We start from the raw sequence: 25,708 nt of genomic DNA, 5'->3' as shown, positions 1-25,708 counted from the left end.
GCCAATTTCTCTGGCAGCGGGGTGCACCCGACCTACGGTTTCGCGCTTTATTCGCGTTCGATGGCCAGCGCCACGCCTTGACCGCCACCGATGCACAGGGTCGCCAGGCCTTTCTTGGCATCGCGACGGATCATCTCGTGCAACAGGCTGACCAGCACACGACAGCCCGAGGCGCCGATGGGGTGGCCGAGGGCGATGGCGCCGCCGTTGACGTTGACCTTGTCAGCGTCCCAACCCAGCTCCTGGCCGACGGACAGCGCTTGAGCGGCGAAGGCCTCGTTGGCTTCGATCAGATCCAGGTCGGCCAGGCTCCAGCCGGCCTTGTCCAGGCAACGGCGGGTAGCCGATACCGGGGCGATGCCCATGATCGCCGGATCGACACCGGCATTGGCATAGCCAGTGATCTTCGCCAGTACCGGCAGACCCAGCGCCCGCGCTTTGGCTGCGCTCATCAGCAGCACGGCAGCGGCACCGTCGTTGAGGCTGGAGGCGTTGCCGGCGGTGACGCTGCCGTCCTTCTTGAATGCGGGTTTGAGCTTGGCCAGGGATTCGGCGGTGGTACCGGCGCGTGGTTGTTCGTCACGGGCGAAGGCGACTGGGTCGCCCTTGCGCTGAGGAATCAGCACTGGAGTGATTTCAGCGTCGAAGCGACCGGCCTCGATGGCAGCCACGGCCTTTTGTTGCGATGCAGCAGCGAAGGCGTCCTGGGCTTCACGGCTGACGCCGTACTTGTCCACCAGATTCTCGGCGGTGATGCCCATGTGGTAGTCGTTGAAGGCATCCCACAGGCCGTCGACGATCATGCTGTCGAGCATCTGTGCGTGACCCATGCGCAGACCGGTGCGGGCTTTGGGCAGCACGTAGGGCGCCAGGCTCATGTTCTCCATGCCGCCGGCGATGATCACGTCGGCGTCGCCGCAGCGAATGGCCTGGGTGGCCAGGTGCAGGGCCTTGAGGCCCGAGCCGCAGACCTTGTTCAGGGTCATGGCCGGCACGGCATGCGGCAGGCCGGCGCGGATGGCGGCCTGGCGTGCGGGGTTCTGGCCGCTGCCTGCAGTGAGCACCTGGCCGAGGATCACTTCATCGACCTGGGCAGCGTCGAGGCCGGTCTGCTCCAGCAGGCGCTTGATGACGATGGCGCCGAGTTCCGGCGCGGGAATATCGGCCAGGCTGCCCTGGAAGCTGCCGATGGCGGTGCGGGTGGCGGCGACGATGACGACGTCTTGCATGGGAAATCCTCTGGGTGCGGTAGGACGGAACGCTTCGCGGATGAATCCGCTCCTACAGGGAGTGCAGCAGATAACACCAAATAAAAACACCCCGCAAAACGCCAGGCGTGGTGGCGTTCTGCAGGGCGGTAGACAACCTAGAACTGCATTTCCGGCACGTGCTCGGGGACGATCAGCTTACCGGCGGTCTTGGCGACGATTTCCTCGACGCTAACGCCCGGTGCACGCTCGCGCAGGACGAAGGCGTTGTTCTCGATCTCCAGGTAGGCCAGGTCGGTCAGCACCTTGCGAATGCAACCGCTGCCGGTCAGTGGCAGGCTGCAACGCTCGAGCAGTTTGGACTCGCCGTCCTTGGACGCGTGGGTCATGGTGACGATGATGTTGTCGGCGCCGGCCACCAGGTCCATGGCGCCGCCCATGCCTTTGACCAGCTTGCCGGGGATCATCCAGGACGCGATGTTGCCGTGCACATCCACCTCGAAGGCGCCGAGCACGGTCAGATCGACATGGCCGCCACGGATCATGGCGAAGGATTGCGACGAGTCGAAGATGGCCGCGCCCTTGATTGCGGTGACGGTCTGCTTGCCGGCGTTGATCATGTCGGCGTCCACTTCGTCCTCAGTGGGGAAGGCGCCCATGCCGAGCAGGCCGTTCTCCGACTGCAGCATCACCTGCATGCCCTCGGGCACGTAGTTGGCCACCAGGGTGGGGATGCCGATGCCGAGGTTGACGTAGAAGCCGTCCTGCAATTCGCGGGCGACGCGCTGGGCCATTTGTTCACGGGTCAGTGCCATGCTGGTCTCTCCTCAGGCGCGCAGGGTGCGTTTTTCGATGCGTTTCTCGAAGCTGCCGCAGATCAGCCGGTCGACGTAGATGCCGGGGGTGTGAATCTGCGTGGGGTCGAGTTCACCGGGCTCGACGATCTCTTCGACCTCGACCACGGTGATGCGCCCGGCGGTGGCGACCACCGGGTTGAAGTTCTGCGCGGTGTGGCGGTAGACCACGTTACCGAAGTGGTCGGCCTTCCAGCCTTTGACGATGGCGAAGTCGCCGGTGATGGCCGGTTCGAGGATGTAATGACGGCCATCGATCTCGCGCGCTTCCTTGCCTTCGGCGACCGGGGTGCCGTAGCCGGTGGCGGTGAAGAACGCGGGGATGCCGGCGCCGCCAGCGCGCAACTTCTCGGCCAGGGTGCCTTGCGGGGTCAGTTCGACTTCCAGCTCGCCGGAGAGCAGTTGCTGCTCGAAAAGGGCGTTCTCGCCGACGTAGGAGGCGATCATCTTGCGAATCTGCCGGTCTTCCAGCAGCACGCCGAGGCCGAAGCCGTCGACGCCGCAGTTGTTGGACACCACGGTCAGATCGCGCACGCCGCGACGGCGGATCTCGGCGATCAGGTTCTCGGGGATGCCACACAGGCCGAAACCGCCGGCCAGCACGGTCATGCCGTCCTGCAGGCCGTCCAGGGCTTCTGCATAGCTGCCGACGCGTTTGTCGAGTCCGCTCATTCGAGGCTGCCTCTTTGTTGTTATCAGGAGTGAGGCCAAGCTTCTGCGCTGTAGGCTTATTTGTTAAGTTTGTTTTTCCTCTTGATTGATCAGGTAAATAAATCAATGACCGTCAAGCAGCTACGCGCCTTTCTCGCTGTGGCGCAGAGCCTGAGCTTCGCCCAGGCTTGCGAGCGCCTGCATCTGTCGCAGCCGGCGCTGAGCCTGGCGATCAAGAATCTGGAGCAATCGCTCGGCGGCCAGTTGCTGGTGCGCACCACCCGAAGCGTGGCGCTGACGCCGGAGGGCGAGACGCTGCTGCCGATTGCCGTGCGCCTGCTGGCGGACTGGGACAACGCCGAGGATCTATTGCACCAGCACTTCACCCTGCAGATGGGCAAGGTGGCGGTGGCGGCCATGCCGTCGTTCGCCGGCAACCGCTTACCGGCGGCGCTGCGCTCCTTCCGCGATGCCTACCCACGGGTCAACGTGGCGGTGCACGACGTGATCAACGAACAGGTGATGGAAATGGTGCGCGATGGTCGTGTCGAACTGGGCATCGCCTTCGAGCCAACGACACTGGATGGCTTGCAGTTCACACCCCTGTATGAGGACCGTTTCGTCGCCGTAGTGCCGGTCGCCAGCGAGTTGGCCGAACAGTCCGCGCTGACCTGGGCACAGCTGCTGGAACAACCCTTCATCACCCTGCAGCGGCCCTCGGCGGTGCGTTTGCTGCTGGAGGACAGCGTTACCGCCAGCCACGGCAAGCTACCGGTGGCGTTCGAGAGCCATCAGTTGGTCACGGTCGGGCGCATGGTCGCCGAGGGTCTCGGCGTCAGCGCTGTGCCGCAGCTGTGTCGGCAACAGATGGAAGAACTCGGCGCGCGCTGCCTGCCGCTCAGCGAGCCGAAGGTATCGCGCCGTATCGGCTTGCTGCACCAGGCTAGGCATCAGCTGTCCAGCGCGGCGCAGGCGTTAAGTGAGACCCTGCTTGGGATGGCTAGAACCGGATAAACCACTAACGAGTGAGTATATTTTTTAAGTATTAATCTGAGATTATTTATATATTTTTAATCTCGACTGGTTGTCTTTAGCATCTTCATGCCAGTTGCCTGGTAGCTAACAACAACAATGAATCGAGGCATAAAAATGATACGACCCACCTCGCGTCTGACCGCTCTTGTCGTAGCGGGCAGTTCCCTCGCCTTTCCCGTCGTCACCAGCGCCGCCTTCTTTGAGGACAGCAAGGCCACGGTCGAGCTACGCAACTTCTACATGAACCATGACTTTCGTCAGGATGGCGCCAGTCAGTCCAAGAGAGACGAGTGGGCGCAGGGCTTTCTGCTCAACTATCAGTCCGGCTTCACCGAAGGGCCGATAGGTTTCGGTGTTGATGCGTTGGGGCTGCTTGGTCTTAAGTTGGACTCCGGTCCCGATCGCCAGGGTACCGGCCTGCTGCCGAGTGGCGATGAGAAGGCACCGGATGACTACAGTCAGCTGGGGTTTACGGCCAAGGCTCGCGTATCCAAGAGCACGCTTCATGTTGGCACGCTGATTCCGAAGTTGCCGACCGTGCTACCCAGTGACTCTCGTTTGCTGCCGCAAACTTTTCGTGGTGCCCAGTTGCAGTCACGAGAAATCGATAGCCTGACCTTGGATTTCGGTCAGTTGACGCAGAACAGTCTGCGCAACACCAGTGCGTCTGAGGACATGCTGGTCGCCGGTAAAGGCATTCGTGGCGGGCAGGCCAGTGATGAATTCAACTTCGGCGGTGCCAGTTACAAATGGTCGAAGAACCTGACAACTGCCTACAACTACGGTCATCTGGATCAGAACTACAGACAGCACATCGTCAATCTGCGACATCGTTTGCCTATCATGGACGGGCATTCGTTCGACAGTGATATCCGTTATGCCCGCTCCACCAGCGACGGCAACAGCAATGTCGATAACACCGCTGTAGGTGTCAAGTTCACTTACAACCTCAATAGCCATTCATTCGCTGTCGCGTATCAGAAAATGAGCGGTGATACCGGTTTCCCGCATATCGAGGGAACCAACTCCTTCCTCGTCAACTACGTGATGATCTCGGCAGATTTTGCCAGCCCCGAGGAGCGCTCCTGGCAGGTGCGCTACGACTACGATTTCGCCGCGTTGGGGCTGCCTGGCCTGACGTTCATGACGCGCTATATCAGCGGCGACAACTTCCAACGGGCAGGAGGCCGCGAGGGCAAGGAATGGGAGCGCAACACCGACATTGGCTACGTGGTTCAGAACGGTCCGCTGAAGAACTTCGGCGTCAAGTGGCGTAACGGCACATACCGCAGCAATGGCGGCAATGATGTAGACCAAAACCGCCTGATCTTCAGCTACACCCTGCCGCTACTTTGATCCCTTTTCTACCTTATACCGGGCCCGCAAAGGCTCGGTGCATTCGCGAGGATTCATACATGAAAAACCGCAAGAGCCTGCTGCACCTGGCTATCATCACCGCGCTGTTTCTGCCGTTCAGCCTCCAGGCCGCCAACACCGCCGACGTCCCTTGCACCAGTACCGCCGAATGTGCCGCACAGGCTGCCAAGATTGGTGCAAGTACTGACAAGCGAGCCCTGAAGGGCGGTGCTTACGAAAGTCAGTTCGCCTGGATGAATCGCATCAACAAGGCTTCCATCGTCATGCTCACCGAAGAAGGTATCGTTAGTGCCCCACAGGGCAAGCGTATCGCCAGCGGCGTGCAGCATGTAGTCGATCAGGCTGGGCAGCCCGATGGCAAGCGCCCGAGTGACGTCTTGCAGGTCGAGAAGATCATGATCGACAAGATTGGGCCCGAAGCTTCGCTGATTCATTCCGGGCGCAGCCGGCAAGACATGTATGCGACTTATCGTCTGGCTGTGCTGCGTGCCCAGGTGTTGGACTTCAGTGATGGCCTCAACGGCGTGCGTGAGCGCCTGCTGAAAATCGCTGGTGATAATGTCGATACGCTGATCCCGGCCTATACCAATGGTGTACAGGCCATGCCGATCAGCTACGCGCACTATCTGCTGGCGTTCGAGGCGGCATTCCAGCGAGATGCCCAGCGTATTCAAGAGCTGTACCAGCGGCTCAACCTCAGCCCGATGGGCACGGCGGTCCTGGCCAATTCGGGGTGGCCGCTCAATCGCGAGCGCCTGGCCACCTTGCTCGGTTTCGATGGCGTACGCGAAAATTCACTGGATTCCAGTCAGGTATCGACGTTCGACATTCCTCTGGAGGCTGCCGGTATTGCATCCTCGTCGGCGATTCGTGTCGGTGCGCTGATTGGCGACATCCACACTCAGTACCATCAGACGCGTCCCTGGTTGCTGCTTGAAGAGGGCTCTACCTATAGCAGCAGCGCCATGCCGCAGAAACGTAACCCCGGTTTGCTGATGCGAACCCGCGAGTCGGCATCCGATGTCGTTGGTTTGGCGGGTGCCACGACGATCCGTGCCCACAATGTCACGACCGGGATGACCGATTACAAGATAGCGTTCGATGAGCTCGGTCTGTTCGAGTCGGCTACGCAGATGTTCAAGCGTCTGGATGCTGTGCTCGATGCTCTGGTAATCAATCCTGAGCGTGCCATGGAGGAGCTGGATAACGACTGGACAACCTCGATGGAGTTGGCCGACACCCTGGAGCGCGAGCACAAGGTGCCATTCCGCATTGGTCACAGCTTTGCTTCACTGATCGTCGGCGAGGCACGGAAAGACGGTTTGCTGCCGAAAAACTTCCCCTATGCCGATGCGCAGAGGCTCTATACCAAGGCTGCGCAGAAGTACAAATGGCAGGATCAGACGTTGCCGTTGAACGAGTCTGAGTTCCGCGCGACCCTCTCTCCTCGCACCATGGTAGAGACTCGCAAGGGCACGGGTGGTCCTCAGCCTGCGGAGGTCAAACGCATGTTGGCTGCTGCGCGGAAAAACCTGTCTGCTGATATGGGTTGGATGAGTGAGCGTCGCCAGCATCTGACTGAGGCCGAGCAGGTGCTGGACAAGGCTTTTAATCGTCTCGCACGGCCCTGATCACAGAGTGTGCTGAGCAAGCATCTACTCTGGTTGCCTGCGCTGCTATCGATGATTGGTAGCAGCGCTTCGCCATATCCCGATGTTTCTGAAGCCGCGCTTGCCCCGGTGTCGCGGGCCGAGCTGACGACGCATTTCATGCGTTTGCACACTGACCGCACGCTGTTCTCGGTATTGATAGCGGCCAGCGCAGACATCTACAACCTCCCCGAAGGCCTGAAACGGGTCGAGATTCTGGTGGGTGCCGGTTTCGAGGAAACCCGCGCCCCTTCGCCGGGCACACTTCTGCTTGTCCCTGTATTTCTGCATTCGGATGACCTACGGCTTCAGCCAGACATGCCGGCTTGGACCGCCGGAGGCTGGACCCGGGGCGAGCGTTCCACGCACGCCATGAAGGGCATTTCTGCTGTGTCGATTCTCGACGCTTTGCTGCGTTATCTCGATCAGGGATCGAGCTTCGCAGAGCTACGGGAGGTAGATCTCATTAGTCGTGGCTCAGAGGCCAAGCTGCTGCAGCTACTGATCCTGGAGCACATCAAGGAGCCTCCCCAGTTCACAAGGGGCTTTGAGCTGCGCTATCGGCTGGAGCAGCGTACTTCATCGCCCAATGAACATGAGTGACCGCCGCCGTCGTTGAGGCCTTCCCAGCATTTGCCGGGACTTTTCAGTATCCAGGGCACCGTTCCAGCGACTGATGAACAAGCAGGCCACGCAATTGCCCAGAACATTCGTCAGTGAGCGGCATTTCATCAGACGTTCAACGCCGATGAGGATGCCCAGCATTTCCAGGGGAGCGAACGGCAAGACGCTGAGTGTGGCAGTCAGAATGACGAAGGCTGAACCCGCGACACTGGTGGCTCCCAGCGAGGTGAACAGGCTGGTGCAGAGTAGCAGCAACATTTGCTCCACACTCAGCTCGTTCCCCGCCAATTGGCAGAGAAACACCATCGCTACGATCAGGTAGAGGTTTGAGCCGTTGAGATTGAAGCTGTAACCGCCGGTCAACACCAGGCGAGCGACCTGTCTATCGCAGCCAACTGCTTCGAGTTTATCCAGCAGCTTCGGCAGTGCTGCTACCGACGAGCCTGTCGCAGCGACCAGCAGCAGCTCCTCTTTGATGTAAAGGATCAAGCGCTGCAGACGCAACCCCGTCAGGCGCAGTATCAGTCCCAATATCAACGCGACATAGAGAAGGCTGGCCATATAGATGGTGATGACGAACTTCAACAGCGGGACAGCGGCCGTTGCGCCGTATTTGCCCAGGGTGAAAGCAATGGCGCCAAAAGCGGCTAGAGGAGCGAAGCGGACGATGCTGGACATCAATGCAAATATCATCGAGACGCCCTGGTCCAGCCGTCTCTGTAGTGGGGCGCCAGCAGCGCCGGAAAGTCCCAGCACGTAGCCACAGATCAGCGCGGCGAGCAGTACTTTAAGAATCAGGCTCTGCTCAAGCGTATGCAGCACCATACCGGGAAGTTGAGTAATAACGTCCGTATGGGTAACGCTTTCGGCCACTTGTGGTGAGTGAGAGTCGTTGCCAGGTTGTAGCGTCAGCGCCACCAAAAGCCCCGTGCTCAGTGAAAGCACAGAGACGAGTTGCCAGTAACCCAGCATCCTCAACGCCAGTTTTACGCTGCCTGGATAGCCGACTAGTTTGGCGACACTTGAGCAGAGCAGGATGAACATCACAAAAGGGGTCAGCCAGCCGATCACGCTGAGGAACAACTCGCTGAGTGGTTTCATCTGGATTGCCAGAGGCGGATTCCAGAGACCAAGGGTACCGCCGAGCAGAACGGCCAAAAGCAGTCGGGCAATACCGGAACGGGCCAGTCGCTGGATCATTGCATTCTGTTTTTTAGTTATTGTTGTCTGCTGTGTACAGAGGGTCATCCTAACCCATGGAGCGAGCAATTCGGTATTGTTCGGCCCTGCTGCCATTCTCCCTAACGGTGAACTGTCCCAATGGAGCTTCGTCACCTTCGTTACTTCGTCATGGTCGCTGAAGAGCGTCACTTCACTCGCGCTGCTGCGCGCTTGAACATGCAGCAGCCGCCCTTGAGTCAGCAGATTCGAACTCTGGAGCAGGAACTGGGATTCGAACTTTTCATCCGTCACGCCAAAGGCGTCGACCTGACAGTTGGCGGCGAAGTGTTTTTGCGTGAGGCGAAGGACATCCTCTTGCGCGTTCAGCAGGGAGGACTCAAGGCTGCACGCGCTGCACAGGGCATTGAAGGTACGTTGCGGCTGGGGTTCACCAGCTCCGCGGCGTCGCATCCGCTTATTCCCAAAATCATTCGCCGTTATCGTGAGGACTACCCGGGAGTGGATATCGCCCTGAACGAGGGCAGCGCCAGGGTGTTGACCGATAACGTGGTCAGCGAACGAGTCGATGTTGGAATCCTGCGTGCACCAGTGGCCGACCCTGCCGGCGTCGCCTATCACCGTCTGCTCAACGAAGAGCTGGTGCTCACCTTGCCGGTCGGGCATCGGCTGCTGGCGGGCAAGGGCGCGGTTTCGCTGAAGGATCTGGCTGGCGAACCGTTGATTCTGGTGCGCCGCCCCGGTGCGCCGGGGATGTACGCCAATTTCCTGCAAGCCTGTCGTAATGCTGGGTTCGAGCCGCATGTGGCGTTCGAGGTGGAGCGCATGCTGACCAACGTCAGCCTGGTGGCCGCTGGTGCCGGGGTTTCGGTGGTGCCGGCATCGATGCGCGGCTTCCACGAGCACAGTGTGGCTTATCGCTCGATTCGTGATGCCAAGCCGCGCCTGGTCGCGCCGATCACCCTGGTCTGCCGCGAGTTGCACCAGTCACCGCAGGTGGCCAACTTCATTGCCCTGGCTCGCGAGTTGGGCAGCGAGTACCGCAAGGAGCCGCACTAAGAACCTGTTCACGATCTCGCGAGCTAGAGCTAGGCAAGGCGAAGTCAGGCGAAAAAGCGCAGTTTACGAGTTGTAAATGAGCATTTTGACGGGGGCGCCCAGCTCGGGCTGGCGTTCCAGGCTGGTTTCAACGCAGCATGGCTGACGCGCAGCAGATCGTGAGCAGGTTCTGAGGGCTCAGCGTGTGCTGAGGCATTGCCAGTCCTCCTGAGTATCGACGTCCTGCAGCACACCAGGGTCGTCCAGTTCGACGATATGCACGACTTCGGCGTTCTGCTGCAGCACCGGCTTGGCGCCAGCATCGCCGCTCAGCGTCGCGAGTTGTGGCCAGAAATCGCGGCCGAACAGCACCGGATGGCCGCGCTTGCCCTGATAGCTGGGCAGCACGATGTTGTTCGCGCTGGAGTGGGCGATTAGGGTCTCCAGGCTGTCCCGATGTATCGACGGCATATCGGCTAGAAAGATCGCAACGGCATCAGCGTTGGATTCGGCCAGTAGTCGCTCGGCACCTGCCGCCAGGCTATGGCCCATGCCCTGGGCGGTGGCCGGGTTCTGCACGATACGCACACCCGTCGGCAGATCCAGCTCTGCTGGCGCTTCGTCCGGGCGTAGCACCAGCCAGACCTCTTCCAGCATCGAGCAGGGCAGTGCCAGGCTGGCGGCGAGCAATGAGCGACCGTCGGCGAGTTCCAGCCGGCGTTTGTCGGCGCCGAAGCGGCGGCTGTAGCCGGCCGCCAGCATCAGCGCTGCGACCCTGTGGGGTGGGCGCTCGCTGACCATGTTCAGCCGGCCAGCCCGGCTGCTTTGGCGCGCGCAGCGTGCAGCTTCTTGTAGCTGTCGATCAGGCGCAGGTGCTTGTCCAGGCCTTCGAGTTTCATGCTGGTCGGCGTCAGGCCATGGAAACGCACGCTGCCGTCCACCGAGCCGATCACTGCATCCATGCGCTCGTTGCCGAACATACGGCGCAGGTTGTGCTCGTAGTTGGCCAGTTCCAGCTCGTCGTCCAACTGGATCTCCAGCACGGCGTTGACCGCTTGATAGAACAGGCCGCGCTCGACGGTGTTGTCGTTGTACTGCAGGAAGGCCTCGACCAGCTCCTTGGCGTCGTCGTATTTCTTCAGCGCCAGGTTGATCAACAGCTTCAGCTCGAGGATAGTCAGTTGGCCCCACACCGTGTTGTCGTCGAACTCGACGCCGATCAGCGTGGTGATGTCGGTGTAGTCGTCGACCTCGGTGTTATTGAGGTTGCGCAGCAGCGACTTGAGCTCGCGATCGCTCAGGGCGTGCAGGTTGAGGATGTCCTTGCGAAACAGCAGCGCCTTGTTGGTGTTGTCCCAGATCAGGTCCTCGACCGGATAGATCTCCGAGTAGCCCGGCACCAGGATGCGGCAGGCGTTGGCGCCGAGGTCGTCATAGGTGGCCACGTAGACCTCCTTGCCCATGTCCTCGAGGATGGCGAACAGGGTCGCGGCTTCCTGCTCATTCGAGTCGCTGCCTTCGCCGGAGAAATCCCATTCGACGAATTCGAAGTCCGGCGTGGCGCCGAAGAAGCGCCAGGACACCACGCCGCTGGAGTCGATGAAGTGCTCGACGAAGTTGTTCGGCTCGGTCAGCGCCAGGCTGTCGAAGGTCGGTTGCGGCAGGTCGTTGAGACCCTCGAAGCTGCGGCCCTGCAGCAGTTCGGTGAGGCTGCGCTCCAGCGCCACTTCCAGGCTCGGGTGCGCGCCGAAGGAGGCGAATACGCCGCCGGTGCGCGGGTTCATCAGGGTTACGCACATCACCGGGAATTCACCGCCGAGGGAAGCATCCTTCACCAGCACCGGGAAGCCTTGTTCCTCCAGGCCCTGGATACCGGCGACGATGCCCGGGTACTTGGCCAGCACCTCCTGCGGCACGTCCGGCAGGCACAGCTCGCCTTCGAGGATTTCGCGTTTGACCGCCCGCTCGAATATCTCCGACAGGCACTGCACCTGGGCTTCGGCCAGGGTGTTGCCGGCGCTCATGCCGTTGGACAGATACAGGTTCTCGATCAGGTTGGACGGGAAGTACACCGTCTCGCCGTCGCTCCTGCGCACGAATGGCAGCGAACAGATGCCGCGCAGGGTGTTGCCCGAGTTGGTGTCATACAGGTGCGAGCCGCGCAGCTCGCCATCCGGGTTGTAGATGGCCAGGCAGTGTTCGTCGAGGATTTCCTCGGGCAGCGCATCCTTCGGGCCCGGCTTGAACCAGCGTTCGTTGGGGTAATGGACGAACTCGGCGGCGGCGATGTCCTCGCCCCAGAACTGGTCGTTGTAGAAGAAGTTGCAGTTCAGCCGCTCGATGAACTCGCCGAGGGCCGAGGCCAGTGCGCTTTCCTTGGTCGATCCTTTGCCGTTGGTGAAGCACAGGTTCGACTGCGCGTCGCGAATATGCAGCGACCAGACGTTGGGCACGATATTGCGCCAGGAGGCGATCTCGATCTTCATCCCCAGCTCGGCGAGGATGCCCGACATGTTGGCAATGGTCTGCTCCAGCGGCAGATCCTTGCCTGGAATGTAGGTGGTGGTGTCACTCACCGGCATCAGCAGCGCCTGGGCGTCGGCGTCGAGGTTTTCCACCTCTTCGATGATGAACTCGGGACCCTGCTGCACCACCTTCTTCACCGTGCAGCGGTCGATGGAGCGCAGGATGCCCAGGCGATCCTTCTCGGAAATGTCCGCCGGCAGCTCGATCTGGATCTTGAAGATCTGCGCGTAGCGGTTCTCCGGGTCGACGATGTTGTTCTGCGACAGGCGGATGTTCTCGGTGGGAATGTCGCGTGTCTGGCAGTACAGCTTGACGAAGTAGGCTGCGCACAACGCCGAGGAGGCCAGGAAATAGTCGAACGGCCCCGGCGCCGAGCCATCGCCCTTGTAGCGAATCGGCTGATCGGCAATCACCGTGAAGTCATCGAACTTGGCTTCGAGGCGAAGGTTGTCGAGAAAGTTGACCTTGATTTCCATGGGGCAATACCAGCGAGCGAAACAAAATGGCCGCCATTATCCGGGTTTTCGACGGCCTGTCTTGCTCGGTGGTTGCTGATGAAGGCGCGCCGGACCGGCGGCGAGTGCGACGCCGGCCCGAGCGATGCCTCAGCTGTCGACTTCGGCGGGGTTACTGGTGCCAATGGAGGTGTAGCTCGGCCATTGCCGCAGCAGGGTTTCGACGAACTGTTCGGCTGCCGGTGACAGCGAAGAGCCGCGGCGGCGTACCAGGCCCAGGGTACGGCTGATCACCGGATCGACCAGCGGACGGCTGACCAGAATCGGATGATCCTCGGCCGGCATGATGGAGCCGGTATTTCTTGGGGGGCATGTGTCGGTATGTGTGGGTCTCTGTGTGTAAGCCGACACAGATTTAATACCTCTGACAGACCGCCGTGGCGCGTTTTCAAACCGGAAAAGCGACGGAAAACGTTTTGTCGGTTGTTGAGGTAGAGGCGACAGCCGCGGATGGGCTCCGCGGGCAGGGAGGCTGTCATAAAGCTGGCATAACCCAGCCAGAACAGCCTCAAAAGACACAAAAAAGGCACTGTAGCTATACGCTAAGCGCCTGATTTATAGAGCTAAAATGGTGGTGGGATGGCACCTCGCACCAAACTGCTATTTGAAAGTACGCAATCGAAGCGCTGCGGGCTGCTGCGAACTCCATCGAAAAGCCTGCTGGATTGTAGACCTGCACACAGGTTTTCCAACCTTGGTTGTCACCGGAAACGGACATCAAACCCATCTGCTTTCCAGCGCCAGTTAAATTCCCAAACACGGAATCGAACCCGCGTCCGCGTGACGGTTCAGACCGAGGTTTCGTCGGCTGCGTCATTGGCGGCGGCGGGGGGCGGTGAACCGTCGAATCGTCAGGGCACAGCGTTGTTCAATCAAGGTATTGATTTGCTCAACCACGGCGTTGCCAGCAAAACTTTGTCCGGGGTCAAGCTGGAGCTTGCGCGCCGTGGCGGGCAGTAGTTTTGTCAGGTCCAAATGCGCCGTTTGGCCTGCGTTAGTTTCTCGGCGGTCTCCAGCCGTGTATACACCAAACGCCTCTGGTCATCCACCGCGTCGCAATTCTCTGACACCCCGGCCCAGCTTGCGGCGCAACAGGGCCCGCAGGCTCACCCCATCCGAGTACCCGACCTGTGCGGCGACTTGGTCGACGCTCGCGTTTCCGGTGCGCAAGAGATGGACGGCATGCTCCACGCGCAGGTCCTGGAAATACGACAGCGGTGTCTTGCCCAAAACGCTTTGCAGCCGCCGCGCCAAGGTACGCTCGCTTGTGCCCGCGGCGCTGGCCGCCTCGGCCAGCGAGAACCCCTGCGCGAGTCGACTTCTGGCCCAGCACTCGAAGCGCTCCACCATCGGGTCGGCATGCGCAAGGTGGTCGGGAATCACGAACTCGGCTTGCGAACTGCGTGCCTCGACCAGCAGATAGCGTGCCACTAGGGCCGCCAGCGCCGGACTGCGCCCCCGGATGATGCGCAAGGCCAAGTCGACGTGGGCCAAAGCGGCACCCGCGGTAGTGAAGTGTGTCGAGTTCACGATCATGCGTGACTCGTCCAGCGTGACGTTCGGATAGCGCTGCCGAAACATCGGCCCCAGCCACCATGACGTCGTCGCACGATGCCCATCAAGCAGGCCACTCTCTGCAAGCAAGAAACTACCGGAGCAGGCGGCACCAAGGTGCGCGCCAGCGGTGGACCACTGCTGTAGCACGGCGACCGCATCGGGCACGTCGGGGCGTGTGAGCCGAGCCGAGAGCGTGTCGGGCATCTTGTCACCAAACGCGGGCACGAGCACGACGTCTGGTTCCGGCACACCACGCGCAGTGACCACGGGGACCGTCAAGCCTTGCGCAGTTCGGATGCGACGCCGCACGCCCACCAGCGTGAGCTCTATGTGCGCGGGAGCCTGTGGCAGCGAGCCCGCCATCGCATTGGCCAAGCCCACTGTGTCGGTGAGCGCCGCAAGCCCCAGATCAAACACGCCATCACAAACAAGGATGTGGAGTTTCATGGCAATAATGATATCAATGTTGTCATTATTGTCTATAGAGATGGCTGTCATGACGACTTAGACTGCAGGCTCGTTGATCCATTCACCTAACCCATTTACCCAAAGGATTACAGTATGACCAAGCTCGCCCTGTTTGTTCGCCTCGAAGCCAAACCCGGCCAGGAGGCTGCGCTTGCCGACTTCCTGGCCAGCGCACTGCCGCTCGCCAACGCCGAGTCCGGCACCACTGCCTGGTTCGCATTGAAGTTTGGCCCTTCGACGTTCGGTGTGTTCGATGCCTTTGCCGATGAGGCAGGTCGCCAAGCACATCTGAACGGCCAGATCGCCGCGGCCTTGATGGCCAACTCCGCGACCTTGCTCAGTTCTCCGCCCAATATCGAGAAGGTCGAACTGCTTGCAGCCAAACTGCCTGCATGACAACCCGGCCTTGACCCAATCAGGTCACGCTGCAGGATGGGGGTCACAAGCTCTACGCAGCGATCCCCCCCTCGATTGCACTTGCCCAGGGAGCTACCTTCCACAGCGATTTGGGGGGCAATATTGCAGCCAGAACTTCCAAGCTGCGTCAGCAAGCAGGGGCATACGTTCGTCGATGAGTCGCAAGGGCAATTGCGGGGACAACTCGCCCATCGAAAGCTTCTGGGGTTGATTGAAGACCGCTTGCGTGCGTGGGCAGCGTTTCGCAACTCGGGAGCAAGCAAGGCAGGCCATCGTGGACTGGATGGCCTTCTACAATTACCGCAGATTGCAGTCGAGCTTGGGCTGTCTCAGTCGCTGCGCCGGCGTCACAAACTTCAGCGCGCTGTGGCGATGCTCGTGGTTGTACCGGTCCGCGAAGCGGTTCACCCAGTTCCTGGCCTGCTCCAGCGTGTCGAAGGGCCGCTCCGGCCACAGCGGGCATTACTTCGCCGTTCGGAACGGATGCCATAGCAGTAGCCGACGACCAGCATGCGCACCATCAATTCCGGGTCAATCGGGGGACTCCCGATGGGGCTATAGAAATCCGCCAGGTAGGCACGCAGATCGCTGAGATCCAGCACTGGTCGATGCTGCGTAAGAGGTGTTGGGGCGGAACGTGGTCTTCCAGATTGAACGAGTAGAACAGGCGCTGCTGTCCTCCTGGTAACTGTCCCATTATGCTGTTCGCCCCCGCGCTAGCTGACAGAGCAATTCTGCCAACAGCATGGAGGGAGCAGCTACTTTTTCAACAGAATCGGCCAGATGCAGACATTGATTTTCGTGCGTTAGAGAGGGCCTCGCTGCCCAAAAGCCTCACGCGCAAACTCCAAGAAGCTGCGCAGCTTTGGAGTCATTCTTCGGTCAGGGGCATAGAGGATGTGCATTGCGGTATTCGGCACCGGGTACTGCGGCAACAGACGCACCAGTGTCCCATCGCGCAGTGCATCGCTAACCAACTCTATCGGCTGTAGAACCACACCTAGACCAGCTACAGCCGCTGCCAGCAGTGGATCACCTTGATTGATCGTTAATTTGCTTGTAATAGGAACATCTATACGCCCCTCCGGGCTGTCGAAGCTCCAGTGTGAGCGGCCATCAGAATAGGTAAACCCCAGACATTCCTGCTGCTGTAGATCCCACGGATTGATGATGGGAGGGCGACGTGCAAGATAGGACGGCGCAGCGCATAAAACCATCTGATAGGGCTCCAGTGGCAATGCCTTCAACCCACTGCTCTCTAGCTCGCCGATGCGAAATACCGCGTCGTAACCATCATCAACGATATCGACCAGTTCGTTCGATAACGTTAGGTCAACAGACACCTGAGGATACCGAACCATGTATTCCAGCAGGCGTGGCGAAAGCGTGCGAATTCCGAACGTGACCGGCGCGTTGATGCGAAGGCGGCCGCTTGGTGTGCCCCGAGTGAGGGCGGCCAGGTTCTCGGCAGACTGCATGTCTGCAAGGATCAGTTTTGCTCGCGGGTAGAACGCCCTGCCGAAGTCGGTGAGGCTTTGCCTGCGCGTAGTCCGGTGCAGCAGGGAAACACCCAGATGTTGTTCGAGCATTTTCACCTGTTTCCCTACCAATTGAGGGGACAGATTCAGGTCCTCCGCAGCGGCGCTGAATGAACCCAGCTCAACTGTTTTGACGAACGTGGCCATCTGGGTCAGGCGATCCATTATAAACACTCTGTTTCTAGTAATACGCCATCGTAGGCCTTTATCCAGCGCCAACCAATGACTAAATTTTCGTCACCTTTCGAGTGCCCGGATACCTTCCGGATGTACGTCGAGGCCCATTGATAAACGAGGTATCTATGATGGCACGCATTGTCAGAATTCATGAATACGGTGACGCCAGCGTTCTGAAGCTGGAAGATCTGGAAGTATCGGCACCAGCAGCAAACGAGGTGCAAATTAGTGTTAAAGCCATTGGCTTGAACCGAGCCGAAGTGATGTTCCGCAATCACGCATACCTACAAGAAGCGGAGTTCCCCAGCCGCTTAGGCTACGAGGCCGCAGGCATCGTAACGGCAGTTGGGAGCGACGTAACCGAGATCACGATTGGTGACTCGGTCGCTCTGATCCCACCTCTGGATATTGCTCGCTGGGGCACCTACGGCGAGTTGGCCAATGTACCGGCCCACCTGGTGGTAAAGAGCCCTGAGAACTTGTCCTTTGAAGAGGCTGCGGCGTCTTGGATGCAGTACGTCACCGCCTGGGGGGCATTGATTGAACAGGCGAAGCTACGGCAGGGCGATTTTGTCATCGTTACCGCCGCGTCAAGCAGCGTTGGCTTGGCCGCCTTCCAAATGGCTCGTATGGTCGGCGCCACATCGATTGCGATCACTCGAACTCACGCGAAGAAGCAAGCCCTACTTGATGCAGGCGCTGCGCATGTCATCGTCAGCGATGAAGAGGATATCGTCGAGCGTGTTATGACGATAACTGCCGGTCAAGGCGCTCGCGTTGTATTCGATCCTGTAGGCGGGCCGTCCTTGGAACCTCTCACGCAGAGCATGGCGCGGGGCGGAATTTTGCTGGAGTACGGCGCACTTAGCTCTGAACCGACACCATTCCCACTGTTTACCGTGCTGGGCAAAAGCCTGACTTTGAAGGGCTATCTCTACGCAGAGATTGTGGCCGACCCTGAAGCCCTGGAGAGAGCAAAGGCTTTTATTCTGCAAGGGTTGGAGTCCGGTGCGTTGCGCCCGATCATCGCCAAGACATTCACACTTAGCGACATCCAGGATGCCCATCGTTTCCTTGAAGCCAATCAGCAGATCGGCAAGATCGTGGTAACTGTCTGACCAGCAATTATGGGGCTGAGAGCGTAATCCTTCGGCCCCGATTCAAGCCAGCCCTGATGACCGCTTTTGGCCGATTCTGTGTATCCGTCCGGCCAACACACCTTCCTGGCCCCGACGCCAAAGGCGATGGTGTCCACCTGATTTAAGTGGACACCATTTCTAGCCTTTTATGCCGCTGGGCAAACCTATTTTCCCGAGGGCGTGGCGCGGCCGGGTTGGTATCAGCCAACGGACAGAGGTGTTGAGCGCAGGCCGGGAGAAAGACTCGCTTGGCTGCGCTCGCTCGATGATGAGACGCCGCCAGAGGCGGACGCCTGATCGGTCCATCCGAAACCGGCCCATCGTGATCTCACAAACTACAGGATAAGCACATGCCAGCCTCTTCTTTCGGTGAATCCTCGGCGCATATCAGACGCGGACGCGTTGCCCACTATCTACGCACGGAGTCTGGCGCTGCGGTGCTGCTGGTGATCGTCACGGTTGTGGCGCTCGTGTGGGCGAACTCGCCGCTATCCAACGCCTATTTCGAGTTGTGGCACCTAGACGTCGGGTTCAACTTCGGGCCACTGCGCCTACACATGGATCTGCATCACTGGGTCAACGACGGCCTGATGGCCGTCTTCTTCTTCCTGATCGGCCTGGAGGTGCGTCAGGAGTTCGCCCACGGATCGCTCCGGGACCGCAGCCGTGCCCGCCTCGCCCTGATCGCGGGGGTCACGGGTGTCGTGCTCCCCGCGCTGGTGTATGCCCTGATCGTGAAACTAGCCGGAAGTGAGGGCCTGCACGGGTGGGGTGCTGTGGTCGGCACCGATACGGCGTTCATGCTGGGCACCTTGGCGATCGTCGGCCCGCGGCTATCGGGTCAGTTGCGCGTGTTCCTGCTCACCCTGACCGTGGTCGATGACTTCCTCGCAGTGTCCATCATCGGCATCGTCTATAGCGAGGAGATCCGGATCGTCCCGTTGCTTATCGCCCTCGCCAGCCTCGTTGGATTGTGGTTGTTGGGGCGCACCCGGCAGTGGCGGGCGACGCCGTATGTGTTGATCGTGATCGTGCTGTGGTTCGCGACCGTGTACTCCGGCATCCATGCTTCCCTGGCCGGGATGGCTGCGGGGCTCCTGATCCCCGCCTACGCGACGCAGCGTCACAAAGTCGTCGCGGCAAGACAACTGTTCCGTGACTTCTGGCAGTCTCCGAGTGCCGCATCGGCCCACGCGGTGGACCGCGGACTATCCCGCGGTATCTCTGTGAACGAGCGGCTGCACGAGTTCCTGCGGCTGCCGGCGGCACTGCTGATCGTGCCGGTGTTCGCCTTGGCGAACGCCGGGGTGGATCTGCGTGGCGGGTTGCTCGCTGAGGCCTTCGGCTCGCCCGTGACCTGGGGCGTCATCTCGGGACTCGTGCTCGGTAAGCTCCTAGGCATCGGGCTCATCACTCTAGCCGCAGTCCGCCTCGGACTGGGGCGCCTGCCGGTGGGCGTCGGGATGGGGAGCGTGTTCGGTGGTGCGGCGCTGTCCGGGATCGGTTTCACCGTGTCGCTGCTCATCATCGGGCTCGCGTTCGGTACGACCTCTGACCTGGGCCGCCAGGCGACGGTCGGGGTGCTCGTGTCGATGGTACTCGCCACGTTGCTGGGGTGGCTCATATTCAAGGTCGCCGCTCTCAAGTGGGGGGAGGAGACTGCCGATTTGCCGATGGTACTTGAGCCACCAGTCGATCCGGAAGTCGATCACATCCGCGGTCCGGAGGACGCCCAGCTCACGCTCGTGGAGTACATTGACTTCGAGTGCGCGTACTGTGCACACGCCACCGGTTCGTGGGACGATCTGCGCGCCCACTTCGGGGACGACCTGCGGTATGTGGTGCGCCAGTTGCCGCACCACCCCCACGGGCCGATCGCCGCGCGGGCGTCCGAGGCGGCATCGAACCAGGGGATGTTCTGGCCGTGGCTGGACTTCGTGTTCACCCGTCAGCATGCGCTGGAGCGAGAGGACTTGATCGGCTACGCCGCCGAGCTGGGTCTTGACATCGATCGGTTCATCGCGGATCTCGACAGTCCCGCAGTGATAGAGCGTGTCGAGCGTGACCTCGTCAGCGCGGTCGCCAGCGGTGCGCATGTCACTCCTACGTTCTTCATCCAGGGTCGTCGTCTGCTCGGCAGTTACGACGCCCGCACTCTCACCGCAGTGCTCGAAGCCAGTCGCCGCGGCCCTCGCACTCAGGAAGTCCCGTCCTGAGCGGGGCGAACTACAGGATAAGAACATGCCAAGCAATTCTTTCGGTGAATCCTCTTGTACCGCTGCGGCCAGCGGCTTCGTGCAGGTGCGTGGCGCGCGTGAGAACAACCTCAAAGAGGTGGACGTCTCTATCCCGCGGAATGCGCTGGTGGTGTTCTCGGGTGTCTCCGGCTCCGGGAAGTCCTCGCTGGCCTTCGGCACCATCTATGCCGAGGCACAGCGACGCTATTTCGAGTCGGTGGCCCCCTATGCACGGCGCCTGATCGACCAGGCGGGCGTGCCGGACGTAGATGCGATCGACGGCCTGCCACCAGCGGTGGCGCTGCAGCAGCAGCGGGGGGCCAGCAATGCGCGTTCCTCCGTGGGCAGTGTGACCACCCTGTCCAGCCTGGTGCGGATGATGTATTCGCGCGCCGGTGCCTATCCCGCCAACCAGCCCATGCTGTACGCCGAGGATTTTTCGCCGAACACGCCGCAGGGGGCGTGCCCGGCCTGCCACGGCTTGGGTCATGTGTACGAGGTGACCGAGGCGCTCATGGTGCCCGACCCCTCCCTGAGCATCCGTGAGCGGGCGATTGCTTCCTGGCCACCCGCCTGGCAGGGCCAGAACCTGCGCGACATCCTGGTCAGCATGGGCTACGACGTTGACCGGCCGTGGAAGGATCTGCCGAAAAAGGATCGCGACTGGATTCTGTTCACCGAGGAAACACCAACGGTGCCGGTGTACGCCGGTTTCACGCCTGCCGAAACCCGCACCGCGCTCAAACGCAAGATGGAGCCGAGCTACATGGGCACCTTCACCGGCGCCCGGCGGTATGTGTTGCACACCTTCGCCAATACCCAGAGCGCGCTGATGAGAAAGCGCGTATCCCGGTTCATGGAGGGCAAGCCATGTCCTACCTGCCACGGCAAGAGGCTCAAGCCCGAAGCGCTGTCGGTCACCTTCGCTGGGGTGGACATCGGCGCGTTTATGCAGATGCCGCTGGACCACTTGGCGGCATTGCTCGAACCCATCGCACAGGGCGATTTCCGCGCCCATGCAGCGGGTGCGGCTACGGACCAGGAAGCGACCCGGCGTGAGCGTGCCGAACGCGCTGCCACCGGCCATGCGGTCCATGCGGTATCGCTCGACGTGCGCCGTACCTCCGCGCTGTCGGAAGAAAAGCGCCTCGCCGCACAACGCCTGGCTGGAGGCGTGATGGCGCGCCTGCGCCAACTGCGCGAGCTAGGCCTGGGCTACCTGACGCTGGACCGGGCCACGCCGACGCTTTCGGCCGGCGAGTTGCAACGCTTGCGGTTGGCCACGCAATTAAGTTCCCTGCTGTTCGGCGTCGTGTACGTACTCGACGAACCCTCGGCGGGCCTGCATCCCTCCGACAGCCAGGCCCTGTACGATGCACTCGACCGGCTGCGCGACGCGGGCAACTCGGTTTTTGTGGTGGAGCACGACCTGGACCTGATGCGCCGCGCGCAATGGCTCGTGGATGTCGGGCCGGATGCCGGGGAGCGTGGCGGCCGCGTGCTCTACAGCGGCGAGCCGGATGGCCTGCGCAAGATTGCCGAATCGCGTACTGCACGTTACCTGTTCGACGAAATTCCCGCACCCGGAAGCCGAGCACGCGAAGCGACCGGCTGGTTGGAGCTGCAGGGCATCCACCGCCATAACCTGCATGGCGTGGATGCGCGCATTCCGCTGGGCGTGCTGACAGCCGTTACCGGCATCTCTGGCTCCGGCAAATCCAGCCTCATCGCGCAGGCCCTGCCGGAATTGGTGCTGCTGCACCTGGGCCACGAGCCTGAAGCCGATGCCGCCGAACGCGCCACCAGCGAAGGGCCGGCAGTGGTCGAAGCGACCGGCGGCCATCTGGCGGGCAACGTGGACGCCATACAGCGCCTGGTGCAGGTGGACCAGAAGCCGATCGGGCGCACGCCGCGGTCGAACCTGGCTACCTACACGGGTCTGTTCGACCATGTGCGAAAGCTGTTCGCCGCCACGCCCGATGCTCGACGCCGCCGCTATGATGCCGGACGGTTCTCGTTCAACGTCGCCAAGGGGCGCTGCGAGACGTGCGAGGGCGAGGGCTTCGTTAGCGTGGAACTGCTGTTCATGCCCAGCGTGTACGCGCCGTGCCCGACCTGCCATGGCGCGCGCTACAACGAGGCCACGCTGAAGGTGCAGTGGAACGGGCGCAACATCGCCGAGGTGCTGCAGATGACCGTGGACGAGGCCAGCGAATTCTTCGCGGGTGAAGACGCGGTGGCAAGGCCCCTGCAACTGCTGCGCGACATCGGACTGGGCTATCTGCGCCTGGGGCAACCGGCCACTGAGCTTTCCGGTGGCGAGGCGCAGCGCATCAAGCTGGCGACCGAGCTTCAGCGCAGCCAGCGCGGCCGAAGCCTGTACGTGCTCGACGAGCCGACCACCGGGCTGCACGCGTCGGATGCCGACCGGCTGCTGATGCAGTTGCAGCGCCTGGTCGATGCCGGCAATACCGTAGTGATGATCGAACACGATATGCGCGCGGTGGCCCAGGCCGATTGGGTGATCGACGTGGGGCCTGGTGCAGGCGCTGCCGGCGGCAGCATCGTGGTGGCGGGCTCCCCTCAGCAGGTGGCCCGAACGTCTGGCAGCAGAACCGCTCCGTTCCTTGCACGGGAGTTAGCGCGGGCCGAGTAGCTTAGTTCGCCAAATGTTCAGGCCATTTGGGGGCTTGCAGTGTAGCTGCAGTTTCTAAATGCGCTTTTGCACCCACTGCCAATCCTGCTGCTTGTCCTGCCTGACCAGCGTATCCACCTGGGGATGTTCCCGCGCATAGCGCTGGAACACGCCGGGACTGACCAGGTAGGCGGTGTCGCTCACCGTATACACGAGCGCCTTGGCGTCGTTGATGATGAATCGCCGCGCGGCGACTCTCTGTTGCAGCCACGTCATGAAATGCTCCCCGGATGGTATCGCGACTGTTGGAGTTGATGCAGGTCCAGGCGCAGGGGTAAGTGGCAAGGCGGTATCGCTGCGAGGGCATTCCCAAGGGGGAGTCTCCTGACCTTCGGGTGCTGGCTGCCCCACGACCGCGGGCGGTGTGCCTGGTGCACAGCCGTTGGTTTCCGCTGGCGTCGTGTCGATCGCCACCGTGCCTGCGAAAAGCGCTGGCCGCTCGCCGGATTCCCAGATCAGCGCGGGCGCGAGGCGCAACAGGGTGAACGAGTAGGACCAGCCGGTCGCACTGGTCACGGTCGCGCGCCAGGAGCACCGCGTCGGCGAGAAGCTGTTCGTCGACTATGCCGGCCAGACGGTGCCGGTTATCGAGCGCCACAGCGGCGAGATCCGTCAGGCGCAGGTGTTCGTCGCGGTACTCGGCGCGTCCAGCTACACCTTCACCGAGGCCACCTGGTCGCAGCAGCCGCCTGCGCCAGGCCCGGCTCAAGCACAACGCCTGCCTCGAAGACATCGACTACCGCAGCCCGCGCGGGCTGGATAAGGAGCTGATCTTGCAACTGAGCAGTGGCCAGTGGCTGCGCGACGGCCTCAACCTGATCATCGGCGGCCCCACCGGTGTCGGTAAAACCTGGCTGGCCTGCGCCCTGGCCCACCAGGACTGCCGAGAGGGCTACAGCGTGCGTTACCTGCGCTTGCCGCGCCTGTTGGAAGAGCTGGGCCTGGCCCATGGCGACGGGCGCTTCGCCAAGCTGATGAGCGGCTATGCCAAGACCGACCTGCTGATCCTCGATGACTGGGGCCTGGCCCCGTTCACCGGTGAGCAACGGCGCGACATGCTGGAGCTACTGGACGACCGCTACGGCCAGCGCTCGACCATCGTTACCAGCCAGATGCCGGTGGACAACTGGCACGAGCTGATCGGCGACCCGACCCTGGCCGACGCCATCCTCGACCGCCTGGTGCACAACGCTTACCGGATCAATCTGAAGGGTGAATCAATGCGCAAACGGACGCAGAAATTGACGACGCCAGCCAACCCGGACTAACAATGCCAGCCCTGCGTCGCTGCGCTCCGACTGCCCGGCCGGATGGCCGTGGAGCAGGTGGCCAGATGGCCGTGGAATGCCTGGCCAGATAAGCGTGGACTGGGTGGCCGGATGGCGTGGAATCCACAACCAAGGCCGACTTTTCAATAGAATCGGCTAAAAAGCCAATGGCTAACGGCACTGCTTTGAGCTGCGGCAGTGTTTCACGAACTGAGTACACAAACAACGGACCCCCTCCCTGTTCAAGGCCACTGCCAAACTGAAGCCGCGCGACATGATTGATGTGCAGTCCTTTTATGTGGGGGCGCGCCGAGCCATTCCTGATGGGCGAAGCAGGGTTTAGCTGACCACTACACTACGATCTGCCTTCTTGGATGATTGGCTGCTTGAGCGAGGGACGATATGAGCATGAAGAAAGGCGACAAGTCGCAACACTGGATGCGAAATGTACAGAAAAGTCTGTTCAAGGCTGCAGGCTATGTAATTGATACAACAGGAAAAGCCGCCGGTGTTGCCAAGGACGTGTTGCAGGACATCGATAAGGCCGCTGGTATCAGTGAAAAGGCCAAGGAGGTCGGTGGCAAAGTGCGTGTGCAGGTTCAGGGGTTGGATGAGCGATACGGCCTGAAAGAAAAGTCCACCCAGGTTGGGGCCTACACCAGTGAGAAAGTTGGCCATGTGGCCGATGCGGGCAAAGAGCTTGTGGAGAAGAGCGGGGCGAAGGAGCTAGCCGAACAGGCCGTCCAGCGAACCCGGGACGCTGTAGTTACGCCGACCAAGGAAGCCATCAGCAGAGCCGGTATCGATAAAGTGGCTGAAAGTGGGCTGAATCAACTGGAGCAGCTATACGGCAAGATCCGTGAAGTCATCAAACCGTACTTTGTGGCCGAGGATATCGGTGAGCTTCTGACGAATACCAAGACGGAGCTGGCAAAGGTTTCTGCCTGCCTCATGCAGATCAGTAGCAGTGATTCCGAAAAGCTGGCCGGCCAGTTCAGTAGTGCAGTGCTCGCCAAAGCCACTGGAGCAGCAGCAACTACCACGCTGTTAACACTTGTGGCGACCTTCGGCACGGCCGGTACTGGGACGGCTATTGCCTCTCTTTCCGGTGCTGCGGCAGCTAATGCCACACTCGCCTGGGTAGGCGGACTGGTTGGCGGTGGCATGGCGGCTGGCGCGGTACTTACGGGTGGCATTGGTTTGGTCGCCGGCCTGGCCGCTTACAAGCTGCTGGGGTCTGAGCGCCGTGATTTTGAGTCACTGAGTGAGTCCGAGCAGCGGATGGTACAGATCTGTTGGTTGGCCATCGCGATCATCGACGAGTACTTGGAGGGGCCGCCCGAACAGTTCACGGAGCGCGAGGCTGAACAACTGCTGGAGAACGTCTTCCGTCCGCTGCTGGAGGAGCTGCAGTGTTATCGGGAGGATATCTGTGCGAGCTTGGACGGCAAGCACTCCGTGGCTTTCCGCCAGCACATTGAGGGTGTGCAGAATTTTGTGTAACCGGGGCTTGGGTTACTGCTGCGGCAGCCTGTCTTCGTAACTGATCGTAAAGC

At 61.1% G+C, this 25,708-nt stretch carries 18 protein-coding genes and 8 pseudogenes; 13 read left to right on the top strand and 13 right to left on the bottom strand.

Features of this window, described 5'->3' with window-relative positions:
* Positions 1-47: 47 nt before the first annotated feature.
* From EGJ86_RS19665 to EGJ86_RS19655, 3 genes are all read right to left on the bottom strand, one after another.
* Complete coding sequence (locus EGJ86_RS19665) at positions 48-1,229, bottom strand: acetyl-CoA C-acetyltransferase (RefSeq protein ID WP_125836313.1); 1,182 nt, start codon at positions 1,227-1,229, stop codon at positions 48-50.
* Positions 1,230-1,366: 137 nt separating this feature from the next.
* Complete coding sequence (locus EGJ86_RS19660; protein ID WP_099522291.1) at positions 1,367-2,023, bottom strand: CoA transferase subunit B; 657 nt, start codon at positions 2,021-2,023, stop codon at positions 1,367-1,369.
* Between the two features lie 12 nt (positions 2,024-2,035).
* The gene (locus tag EGJ86_RS19655; protein ID WP_013714330.1) at positions 2,036-2,734 is read right to left on the bottom strand and encodes a CoA transferase subunit A; all 699 of its coding nucleotides are present in this window, start codon (positions 2,732-2,734) and stop codon (positions 2,036-2,038) included.
* Between the two features lie 105 nt (positions 2,735-2,839).
* Between EGJ86_RS19655 and EGJ86_RS19650 the strand changes: the two genes are divergently transcribed.
* From EGJ86_RS19650 to EGJ86_RS19635, 4 genes are all read left to right on the top strand, one after another.
* The gene (locus tag EGJ86_RS19650; RefSeq protein ID WP_125836312.1) at positions 2,840-3,727 is read left to right on the top strand and encodes a LysR family transcriptional regulator; all 888 of its coding nucleotides are present in this window, start codon (positions 2,840-2,842) and stop codon (positions 3,725-3,727) included.
* A 135-nt stretch (positions 3,728-3,862) separates the two neighbouring features.
* A complete protein-coding gene (locus tag EGJ86_RS19645) occupies positions 3,863-5,104 on the top strand; it encodes an OprD family porin (protein WP_125836311.1) in 1,242 nt (413 codons plus the stop codon).
* A 59-nt stretch (positions 5,105-5,163) separates the two neighbouring features.
* The gene (locus EGJ86_RS19640; protein ID WP_125836310.1) at positions 5,164-6,756 is read left to right on the top strand and encodes an argininosuccinate lyase; all 1,593 of its coding nucleotides are present in this window, start codon (positions 5,164-5,166) and stop codon (positions 6,754-6,756) included.
* A 9-nt stretch (positions 6,757-6,765) separates the two neighbouring features.
* The gene (locus EGJ86_RS19635) at positions 6,766-7,377 is read left to right on the top strand and encodes a hypothetical protein (RefSeq protein WP_125836309.1); all 612 of its coding nucleotides are present in this window, start codon (positions 6,766-6,768) and stop codon (positions 7,375-7,377) included.
* Here the strand turns inward: EGJ86_RS19635 and EGJ86_RS19630 are convergent.
* Positions 7,354-8,598 carry a cation:dicarboxylate symporter family transporter gene (locus EGJ86_RS19630; RefSeq protein WP_125836308.1) on the bottom strand — a complete coding sequence of 415 codons (1,245 nt, stop codon included), beginning with the start codon at positions 8,596-8,598 and terminating at the stop codon, positions 7,354-7,356. The two genes, EGJ86_RS19635 and EGJ86_RS19630, sit on opposite strands and share 24 nt — an antisense overlap.
* A gap of 120 nt (positions 8,599-8,718) precedes the next feature.
* On the opposite strand from EGJ86_RS19630, the gene EGJ86_RS19625 reads away from it, so the two are divergent.
* Positions 8,719-9,636 (top strand): LysR substrate-binding domain-containing protein, encoded by a 918-nt coding sequence (locus EGJ86_RS19625; RefSeq protein WP_125836307.1) that lies wholly within the window; start codon positions 8,719-8,721, stop codon positions 9,634-9,636.
* A gap of 177 nt (positions 9,637-9,813) precedes the next feature.
* Here EGJ86_RS19625 and EGJ86_RS19620 read toward each other — a convergent pair whose 3' ends face one another.
* From EGJ86_RS19620 to EGJ86_RS25665, 5 genes and pseudogenes are all read right to left on the bottom strand, one after another.
* A complete protein-coding gene (locus EGJ86_RS19620; RefSeq protein ID WP_125836306.1) occupies positions 9,814-10,416 on the bottom strand; it encodes an NTP transferase domain-containing protein in 603 nt (200 codons plus the stop codon).
* A gap of 2 nt (positions 10,417-10,418) precedes the next feature.
* A complete protein-coding gene (locus tag EGJ86_RS19615; protein ID WP_125836305.1) occupies positions 10,419-12,617 on the bottom strand; it encodes an OsmC domain/YcaO domain-containing protein in 2,199 nt (732 codons plus the stop codon).
* A 129-nt stretch (positions 12,618-12,746) separates the two neighbouring features.
* Positions 12,747-12,941 (bottom strand): annotated as a pseudogene (locus EGJ86_RS19610) (LysR substrate-binding domain-containing protein); the annotation flags it as partial.
* 756 nt (positions 12,942-13,697) lie between these two features.
* Complete coding sequence (locus EGJ86_RS25670; RefSeq protein WP_372237979.1) at positions 13,698-14,006, bottom strand: helix-turn-helix domain-containing protein; 309 nt, start codon at positions 14,004-14,006, stop codon at positions 13,698-13,700.
* Between the two features lie 123 nt (positions 14,007-14,129).
* Positions 14,130-14,576: pseudogene (locus tag EGJ86_RS25665) on the bottom strand (AraC family transcriptional regulator); the annotation flags it as partial.
* Between the two features lie 198 nt (positions 14,577-14,774).
* On the opposite strand from EGJ86_RS25665, the gene EGJ86_RS19595 reads away from it, so the two are divergent.
* Both EGJ86_RS19595 and EGJ86_RS19590 read left to right on the top strand, forming a co-directional pair.
* A complete protein-coding gene (locus EGJ86_RS19595) occupies positions 14,775-15,077 on the top strand; it encodes a putative quinol monooxygenase (RefSeq protein ID WP_125836303.1) in 303 nt (100 codons plus the stop codon).
* Between the two features lie 83 nt (positions 15,078-15,160).
* Positions 15,161-15,432: pseudogene (locus tag EGJ86_RS19590) on the top strand (transposase); the annotation flags it as partial.
* Here the strand turns inward: EGJ86_RS19590 and EGJ86_RS25410 are convergent.
* The 3 genes and pseudogenes from EGJ86_RS25410 to EGJ86_RS19575 all read right to left on the bottom strand — a co-directional run.
* Positions 15,426-15,560: pseudogene (locus EGJ86_RS25410) on the bottom strand (integrase core domain-containing protein); the annotation flags it as partial. The pseudogenes EGJ86_RS19590 and EGJ86_RS25410 sit on opposite strands and share 7 nt — an antisense overlap.
* Positions 15,561-15,565: 5 nt before the next feature.
* A pseudogene (locus EGJ86_RS19580) lies at positions 15,566-15,798 on the bottom strand (transposase); the annotation flags it as partial.
* Positions 15,799-15,904: 106 nt separating this feature from the next.
* Complete coding sequence (locus EGJ86_RS19575; RefSeq protein ID WP_125836302.1) at positions 15,905-16,801, bottom strand: LysR family transcriptional regulator; 897 nt, start codon at positions 16,799-16,801, stop codon at positions 15,905-15,907.
* A gap of 140 nt (positions 16,802-16,941) precedes the next feature.
* On the opposite strand from EGJ86_RS19575, the gene EGJ86_RS19570 reads away from it, so the two are divergent.
* From EGJ86_RS19570 to EGJ86_RS19555, 3 genes are all read left to right on the top strand, one after another.
* On the top strand, positions 16,942-17,931 hold the full coding sequence (locus tag EGJ86_RS19570) for a zinc-dependent alcohol dehydrogenase family protein (protein WP_033471767.1): 990 nt from the start codon (positions 16,942-16,944) through the stop codon (positions 17,929-17,931).
* 371 nt (positions 17,932-18,302) lie between these two features.
* Positions 18,303-20,168, top strand: a complete 1,866-nt coding sequence (gene nhaA, locus EGJ86_RS19560) for a Na+/H+ antiporter NhaA (protein WP_125836301.1) — start codon at positions 18,303-18,305, stop codon at positions 20,166-20,168.
* A 25-nt stretch (positions 20,169-20,193) separates the two neighbouring features.
* Positions 20,194-22,845 carry an excinuclease ABC subunit UvrA gene (locus EGJ86_RS19555; RefSeq protein ID WP_125836300.1) on the top strand — a complete coding sequence of 884 codons (2,652 nt, stop codon included), beginning with the start codon at positions 20,194-20,196 and terminating at the stop codon, positions 22,843-22,845.
* Here the strand turns inward: EGJ86_RS19555 and EGJ86_RS19550 are convergent.
* Positions 22,831-23,412: pseudogene (locus tag EGJ86_RS19550) on the bottom strand (conjugal transfer nickase/helicase domain-containing protein); the annotation flags it as partial. The gene EGJ86_RS19555 and the pseudogene EGJ86_RS19550 sit on opposite strands and share 15 nt — an antisense overlap.
* Between EGJ86_RS19550 and EGJ86_RS19545 the strand changes: the two are divergent.
* The 3 genes and pseudogenes from EGJ86_RS19545 to EGJ86_RS25125 all read left to right on the top strand — a co-directional run.
* Positions 23,393-23,575, top strand: a pseudogene (locus EGJ86_RS19545) (IS21 family transposase); the annotation flags it as partial. The pseudogenes EGJ86_RS19550 and EGJ86_RS19545 sit on opposite strands and share 20 nt — an antisense overlap.
* A pseudogene (gene istB, locus EGJ86_RS19540) lies at positions 23,565-24,152 on the top strand (IS21-like element helper ATPase IstB); the annotation flags it as partial. The pseudogenes EGJ86_RS19545 and istB, both read left to right, overlap by 11 nt.
* Before the next feature lie 402 nt (positions 24,153-24,554).
* Entirely contained in the window at positions 24,555-25,655 is a 1,101-nt protein-coding gene (locus EGJ86_RS25125) for a hypothetical protein (RefSeq protein WP_177432886.1), read from the top strand.
* Positions 25,656-25,708: the final 53 nt, after the last annotated feature.

Origin of the sequence: Pseudomonas sp. o96-267, assembly GCF_003935465.1 — a bacterium.
Taxonomy (GTDB): Bacteria; Pseudomonadota; Gammaproteobacteria; order Pseudomonadales; family Pseudomonadaceae; genus Aquipseudomonas; species Aquipseudomonas sediminis.
The sequence above is the reverse complement of the archived record's forward strand: the minus strand, read 5'-3'. Positions and strand labels throughout refer to the sequence as shown.